The sequence below is a fragment of the Cohnella yongneupensis genome (assembly GCF_042655785.1).
Classification (GTDB): Bacteria; Bacillota; Bacilli; order Paenibacillales; family Paenibacillaceae; genus Cohnella; species Cohnella yongneupensis.
This window is the reverse complement of the sequence record NZ_JBHSNC010000020.1, coordinates 37,802-45,830: the sequence shown is the minus strand read 5'-3', so window position 1 is coordinate 45,830 and position 8,029 is coordinate 37,802. Positions and strand designations below refer to the sequence as shown.

The 8,029-nt window shown below is 49.4% G+C and carries 3 protein-coding genes; 2 read left to right on the top strand and 1 reads right to left on the bottom strand.

Annotated features, from left to right (window positions below; translation table 11 throughout):
• Positions 1 to 93: 93 nt before the first annotated feature.
• Positions 94 to 1,413 carry a glycosyltransferase family 2 protein gene (locus ACFPQ4_RS06600; RefSeq protein WP_378110991.1) on the bottom strand — a complete coding sequence of 440 codons (1,320 nt, stop codon included), beginning with the start codon at positions 1,411 to 1,413 and terminating at the stop codon, positions 94 to 96.
• 159 nt (positions 1,414 to 1,572) lie between these two features.
• On the opposite strand from ACFPQ4_RS06600, the gene ACFPQ4_RS06595 reads away from it, so the two are divergent.
• Both ACFPQ4_RS06595 and ACFPQ4_RS06590 read left to right on the top strand, forming a co-directional pair.
• Positions 1,573 to 3,012 carry a nicotinate phosphoribosyltransferase gene (locus ACFPQ4_RS06595; RefSeq protein ID WP_378110990.1) on the top strand — a complete coding sequence of 480 codons (1,440 nt, stop codon included), beginning with the start codon at positions 1,573 to 1,575 and terminating at the stop codon, positions 3,010 to 3,012.
• A 773-nt stretch (positions 3,013 to 3,785) separates the two neighbouring features.
• Complete coding sequence (locus tag ACFPQ4_RS06590) at positions 3,786 to 7,838, top strand: S-layer homology domain-containing protein (protein WP_378110989.1); 4,053 nt, start codon at positions 3,786 to 3,788, stop codon at positions 7,836 to 7,838.
• The last annotated feature ends 191 nt before the right edge of the window (positions 7,839 to 8,029 follow it).

The window sequence follows — 8,029 nt, the reverse complement described above, 5'->3', positions numbered from 1 at the left end:
CTATAGTTTTCATCGGTAAAACACCAGGGTGTTTTATACAATGTCCACTATAAGGGGTGCACTTCAATCCCCCAGGTTTATCCTCTTCGAGGCTTATTTTCTTCTAATGTGGGCCGTTCCGCGGATTATTCTCCGAGCCGGTTTACGAGCCGTTCTCCGCTTGGAGCTGCGAGTTATTCTGCGTATGGAGCCCCTGGCCAATCTGCGAAGCTTGCGACCGCGCAATCTGCGTTTACGTAATCTCAAGCGGCGGCGCTTTAATTTACGGAGTTTGCGTTTGCGAACGCCCGCGGGCGGAGTCAGTGTGGGCTGAGAATTAATAGCGTCGATCAACGCCTGTTTAACCGCGGCTTTGGCAAGCTTATATTCTTGGGAGTCCGGTTGGTCGACGAACAATTGCGCGACATGCGCGCACGCGAGCGTCAGTTGCCGAGCCCACTGGCGGTCTGATTCGCTCGGGCTATTTTGCAAATCGACGAGCTTTTTAAGGGCGTTTTTATACAAGAGAATATCTTCCGACGGAGAGCATACGGCGAACATGGACAGCTCCGGATCATGAACGCCGTGCATCCGAAAAGCCATCCTCAAGTTATCCCCGTTAACGTCCGTGTTACGGAAGGCCGACGGGTGCTCTTGGTGATAACCGATGATTTCCCCGATGCAGACGAACGGATAACCGAGGCGGTGAAGGCGATAGCCGAGCTCCCAGTCCTCGAAGCCGTACATCTTGAACGGTTCGTAGAACCCGCCCACGTGGTCGAACATCTCCCTGGACATCGAGAGGCTGCGCGTTACGCATAGCAGCCAAGGCGCGACGTCCGTCCGCACGAATTGCTGAATGACCGGCTCGGATGCTTCCTCGAAAGGCGAAATGACCTGCTCGAGCTTGCCGGTGTGCTGACGAATATCGTCCGGCGTGACGATCTCTATGACGCGATCGAGGTTCTCGAACGTCTCGTTCCATAAGCCAGCTTGTTGCAATACGGCGGTTACCTTTACCCGTTCCTCGGCAGAATAATCGGGAAATACTTGGGTATAGGCGTTCTTCCACATGTAAGGCACGCCGCTAATGGCCGTATTCGGATGTCGGTTGAGATAATGGGCATGCACTTCGATGAAGCGAGGCAGTACAATATAATCCGGGTCGCAGAAGATCAAATATTCGCCCTGTGCCGCTCTGACGCCCACGTTCCGGGCAACCGATCTTCCGCCCGTGCTTTCGAGCGTAACGATAACGAGACGATAAGGCGTATGACATTGTCTAAGCCTTTCCAACGTGTCGTCCGTCGAGCCGTCGTTCACGACGATGACCTCGAAGTCGTCCATTGGCCAGGTTTGTTTCTCGAACGCAGCCAACGTTAACGTAACTTGCGCGGACCGATTGTAAGTCGGCATGATGACGCTAAATTTCATGTCTGTACGACTCACCTCGAAGGAAAGGGTTTCGTACACTTTATGCTCGGACAGGCACCTAACGAAAGGGACAATCAACTATCTATTCGGTTGCTCCGAAGGACATGAGTATATAATTGATTAGTTATGTTAAGGAAAGGGAGGGAGGGAGCAATAAGGATGAGCTACGATAATTTGACGCTGCATACGGACAAATACCAGATCAATATGATGTACGCGCATTGGATCCAGGGTTCGAAAGACGATGGAGCGGTATTCGAGGTGTTCTTCCGTAAGCTGCCGTTCGGTAACGGCTATGCCGTATTCGCGGGGTTGGAGCGGGTCGTGAACTACATCCGCAGCCTGCGGTTTGGCGAGGAAGAGATCTCCTATTTACGAACGCAAGAAGAGTCGTACGAGGAGGCATTCCTCGAAGAACTTCGGTCGTTCCGTTTCACCGGGCAGTTGGATGCCGTACCGGAGGGGACGGTAGTCTTCCCGAACGAGCCGCTTATCCGAGTGGAAGCGCGGGTGTTCGAGGCGCATTTGATCGAGACGGCGCTGCTTAACTTCGTTAACTATCAGACGCTGATCGCCACGAAAGCTTCCCGCATCAGACAGGTTGCCCCAGGGGACGGCTTGCTCGAATTCGGGTCACGACGGGCGCAGGAAGCGGATGCCGCCGTCTGGGGCGCGCGGGCCGCTTATATCGCGGGCTTTCATGCGACTTCGAATCTTCGCGCGGGCATGTTGTTCGGCATCCCGACGAAGGGGACGCACGCGCATGCTTGGGTGCAAGGGCACGATACCGAAGACGAGGCGTTCCGCAAATACGCGGAGGCGCTGCCGGACCAAGTGACATTGCTGGTCGATACGTACGATACGCTTAAGAGCGGCGTGCCAGCGGCCATTCGCACGGCGAAGTTGCTCGAGAGCAAGGGCAAGCGCATGAACGCGATCCGGCTGGACAGCGGAGACCTCACGTACTTATCGCGTACCGCCCGGCAAATGCTCGACGACGCCGGACTTTCGTACGTGCAGATCGTCGCTTCGAACGATTTGGACGAGAATATTATTTTCAACTTAAAAGCACAAGGGGCCAAGATCGATACGTGGGGCGTCGGAACGCAGTTGATCACTGCGGGGGACCAGCCATCGCTTGGCGGCGTGTATAAGCTGGTAGCGAGGGAGAAAGGCGGACAATACGTGCCGGTCATCAAGATCTCCGGCAATCCGGAGAAAGTGACTACGCCTGGCTTCAAGTCGGTATACCGGATTATTAGCCGGGAGACCGGAAAGGCGGAAGGCGACTACATCGCGCTCCGGCACGAGAAGCTGAACGCTGGCGAGCCGATCAAGCTGATCGATCCCGTCCACTCGTACATCTACAAGAACATCGCCGATTACGATGCCATAGCGTTGTTGCAGCCGATTTTCCAAGCGGGAGAGCTTGTGTACGCATTGCCGGACCTGTCGACGATCAGGCAGTATCACGAGCAACAGCTAGGATTATTCTGGCCGGAGCAACTGCGCAAGCTCAATCCGGAGCAGTATCGCGTGAATTTAAGCGCCGAGGCGTGGCAGTTAAAGATGGATCTGATTCATAAGATGCGGGGGTAACTGGCGGAAGGGCATCTGGAGCGGGAAGAACGGATGCTTTTGCAGGTGCGCGACGTACTGTTCGTCGATACGAATGCCATTCGGTCGGGGAGCGATGGCGTGAGCCGGAGTTGAAGGTTTATTATTAGAAAAATAATGGCTGCCGAACTTGTGTTTGGCAGTTTTTTCTTTTTGCAACAAAAGGGTATTGCTGGATAATGCTTGCTCGTATACGATGGTTTAGACAGCAATTTACAGCATTCTCCAATTGGTGTGAGAATCATTAAATTCAGGAGGTTATATGGAGACAAATCCCCAAAATGATTATGTTCAAAGACCATTTATTAGAGGCAAGATAATACTCAGATCAATAACATTAGTGAATATGGGACTAATCATTACTGTCCTTATTCTAAGTTAATATTATGATGTTTATCGCAATGTAGTCTCATCGTTTTTCTGGTTGATGTGTGCATTTATATCTATCTTGGAAGTAGAACTGCAAAGTGGTATTTCATAATAGCAACAAGTTTGAGTTTATTTTTTCTCCTAACTGTTCCGGCGCAGTACGGTAATAACGGGTCATCAAATCTTGTATATATTGTTTCCATAATTACAATCATTTCAAGTATAATAACCGCAATATTTTTGATCTTTTCAAAAAGCGTAAATGAATTTCTGAAGAAACAATCTAAAAAATAGTGAAAGATTACAGCAATAGGCAGGGGTTTTATATGTTGAGGACGTATTTAGAAAGAGTTGGAATATTTTCTTATAAATCGGAGGATTCATGCGTGAGGGTTAATCGCGGATCTAGTGTAAGAGTCTTTATTTTGTTGCTTGCGTTGCTTCTATTAACACCAGTAGGTTCATTGATCGTTCCCTCCCGGACAGCCTATGCGGATAGTTCAAGCTCCACTCCGCAACCATCGGCTAGCGTCACATTGGACGCGCGGCTCGCGGATTGGGTATACGATAATAATGCGGACATGATCTATGCAATTACCACTGCAACCAATAAGCTCTATTTCTTGAACGGACGTACGTTGGCAGTAGAGAAGGAGTTGCTTGTCGGCTCTCAGCCCACGGATATCGAGCTATATGGAAATCAACTATTTATTGCGCTCTCCGGCGCAACGGGCATACAAGTTGTCGACATAGCGACTAGAGAATTGGGAGCTTTGCTACCGACTACGGGGCAACCGGTTACTCTGGCAGTGACGAATGACTATTTATTTTATCGCGTCTCCGATAGTATGGTCGATACGTTGCTTTACAAAATGGATCGATCAACCGGCATAAGTACGAGCAGGGAAACTGGACGTTTAGGTAGCTTCGTGCTTCGGGCCAACGAGTTGAACCACCTAATCTATGTCGGTGAGACAAATTCATCGGGGTCGGATTTGATCGCGATCGATTACTTGACGGATGAGATTGTAAGCAAGAGTTCATATGATGGCGGTTATGGCTTTGGCGGTCCGTATCCAAAAATTTTGTTCGACGGTACGGATGTGTTTTTCGGCGGTTCAAGAATGAACGGGATGAATTTGGCTGAAATCCATGGTAAGTACCCGAGATTGGGCAGTCGTTCATATCTTGACGCCGGGCTGCTGGAAATTTCCGGATCATACATTGTGACGGAACAAGCAGTGGTGGACAAGGAACGTTATGTCCCAATTGCCAATCTACCCTATGAATCAACTAAAGCACTAATGGATAAAGGAAGCCGCGTCTATCTCATGAAGCTCGATTATGATAGCGATTATCGTAATATTGAAGCATTCGACCTCGATTTAACGGGTCCTGCGAACAGTTTAACTTTGACCACGGTCAATGAATATTCGATCCAAAGCGACTTCTTCATTAATGATTGGGTATCAGAAGATTCTTCCCCTTACATATACATGATCTCAAGCGAGACGAATGAGCTAGCGGTCGTTAATAAAAGCGATCTAACTCTCGTGGATCAAAGGTATATCGGCTCTAAGCCGGCATCTATCGATTTAAAAGATGGAAAGCTATATATTGCGTTCCAGGGGGAGACGCATATTGGCGTGTTGGATACTAGCGACATCCAAGGAAACATACAGCGCATCCTTGTACCGTCCAATCCTCAGAAGCTATTCGTTGGAGGGACGAACCAGATTTTTTATTGGGACGAACAGGTTTTCAATGATTTTAAAATTACGGATGGCACAACGGTTCAACCTGTAATTCAGAATGCTTCCCCTTACTATGGCGGTGCGGTCTACGACTCTTCGACTCGCACGCTCCTTGCGATGGACTCATTTTGGTTCTATAAAGTCAATGCCGAAACAATGGAATTGACCGAGAAGACGCGGCAACCTAATACATGTAGTGCATATCAATCTCCTGTGATATTAGAGGGGGACAGTATATATCATTGCATGAAGCGAATGGACAAGAGCGACATAGCGACAGTCAAAGGTACATACCCGGAACAAGTCCTAAGCGTATTCGGTGATCTTGTATTCAGCGAGAACGCAATCTATGACAAGGATTTGTACACTAAGAAGATCGAGCTTCCGTTTCATATCAAAAAGGCGTATATGTCGGACGACGGAGCGATATATCTATTAACATTGAATAATCGAATTTATAAATTTTCAGGGGTCGATGATATTCGGGACTACTACAAGACTATGCTGACTCCATCCGATATCGTCGTCATCGATACGGGGGACGAGCCCAATCAACTTCGTGGCCATATTTTGTTCCGAGCTGCGAAGGATGAGGAGTGGATCTACAGGTATAGCTTCTACTTTTACGATAAAGACGGCAATAAGTTGGAGAGAGAAATCTCTGCAAGCTTCAATCAGTCGTTGGAGAACGGTATTCAGTGGTATTCGTTGATCAGTGCCGATGTGCCTGATCAAGCTGTATATATTGGCGTATCGGCTTTTCTTAAAGATAAGGTTTCAACTCCGACACCCGAAGTCGGAGTGGCGAAGAAATTAATCTGGGATGTGCCGACTTACTTCGCCCCGACTTTCGAATTCAACGACGAAGACGCGGATCCTTCCTATGTTAAAGGGACTATTACGTGGACACCGCCGATGAACGAGTTTGAGGATTTGACCTATAGCTTGTACTTCTTCAGCGAAGACGAGACGATCGGAGATGCTATAGTCCAAATGGGGGGCGGGGAGGATACGTATGCGTACACGCTTCCTAAAACCGCGGTTCCGCAGGGAGCGCTAGGCTTGGCGATCGTTTACGCCAGGGGTGAAGAGGTGGCCCCTGTATTTCAATATCTTATCTTTGCGGATCATATCTCCAATAAGATTCCGTTATCCGATATTGTCATAATTAAGTATCAGGTCGCGCAGGATTCAATTACGGTGAATCATCTGCAAGCCGGAGATATCATTAGAGTATATAACGAATCGGGTTATCTGCTCATTACCGGTCCAGTTAGTGCAGGACAGACATCGATAACAATCAGGATCGGAAGTTTTGGGAGTCCTGGCGAGCGATTGCTCATTACTAGAACATCTCCGGGAAAATTCGAAAGCGATGCAACGCAAGTGACCATTCCGGCAATTACTAACGATGGCGGCAGCGGAGGGACAATCGGCGGAGGTGGGTCGATCATAATTAATCCTCCGGGTCCAGTCTTCCCAGGTCCAGTCCTTCCGGGTCCTGTCGTTCCGACGATACCTGAGCTGCCTAACGGCAATCTCTTTACCGTCGTTGAAGTGACAGATAAAACCATTGCCAGCGAGCTGGCGGGTGAAGCCTACCAGAAGACGAAGACAGTCACTCTGAGAAGCGACGTTACGACATCGGGCAGTGAGTTCCAACTATCGTCTAATGTCTTGGACAGCTTGTCGAAGCAAGCGAAGGATGGAAGTCTTGTCGTCGAGACGCCGGCGGGCTCGTGGACAATACCCGTTCAAACCCTCCTCGATGCGATCGGAAGCAGCGTTGCCGGATCGGAACTAACTATCAGAATTGGACAAGCGAAAGATGGTTACGCAAGCAACGCTTTACCTGCCGGCGGGCAACTCGTCGGACAGCCGATGAGCTTCGAGGCGTCGATTATCGTGGACGGTAAAATAAAGGTTCTCGACAATTTCTCCGAATATGTCAATCATGAGCTTTCGGTAACAACGCCAGCGGTACCGCTGAATGAACTGGCCGCGCTCATGTATGATCCGGTCTCACGCAAGTTCGTGCCTGTTCCTGCCAAGTTCGCCTACGTTAACGGCGTACTTCATGCGTCTATGTATCGTAAAGGAAATTCGATCTATGCCATAGTCCGCAATACAATGACGTTCAAGGATATGCCGAGTGACAAGGTATATGCGGATAGTATTCAAGCGTTAGCGAATCGGACCGTTCTTAACGGTTTCCCGGATGGGACCTTCAAGCCGGAAGCCAAAGTTACCCGGGCGGAGTTCGCCGCTATGTTGATTCGCGCATTAGGAATCACGACCAGCGGATCGGCGAGCGGGAAGGTATTCAAGGACACTCCGTCTAACGGCTGGTTCACGCCTTCTGTCGAAGCGGCTGTGAAGGCAGGCTTAATAACCGGTTATGATGACGGCACGTTCCGACCGAATCAGACGATCACACATCAGGAAATGGTGACGATGGTCGTCAGAGCGATGCATTACGCGGGTTATCGCGTCGATACAAGCTCATCGGCTAATGGTTTCGCGGACGTGCCGGATTGGGCGAAGCCGCACGTGTATGAAGCCGTTCAATCAGGGCTTATTGCTCGATCGAATGACCCGTTCGCCTTCACGGTTAATGAGGAGACGACAAGAGAACAAAGCGCGCTTCTGCTCTTCCGTGCATTGAACGAAATCGTGTTTAAGTAAATGGTTTCATAGACTCACGAAAAACGCATTCGTCCCTGACGAATGCGTTTTTATGTGCGGCGAACATTTGTGTGTTGCTGGAGAATGGTCCTCCGTATATGATGGCTTAGGTGATACTATGTCGAACGTTCGAAGGATCACCCTGCTGGATGAGTTGCAGAACGTAATGCAACTATCTTTCCAATCGCACG

Bases quoted from the DNA above. Each gene is read 5' to 3' on its own strand.
- ACFPQ4_RS06600 (WP_378110991.1), bottom strand. From the start codon at position 1,413: ATGAAATTTAGCGTCATCATGCCGACTTACAATCGGTCCGCGCAAGTT.
- ACFPQ4_RS06595 (WP_378110990.1), top strand. From the start codon at position 1,573: ATGAGCTACGATAATTTGACGCTGCATACGGACAAATACCAGATCAAT.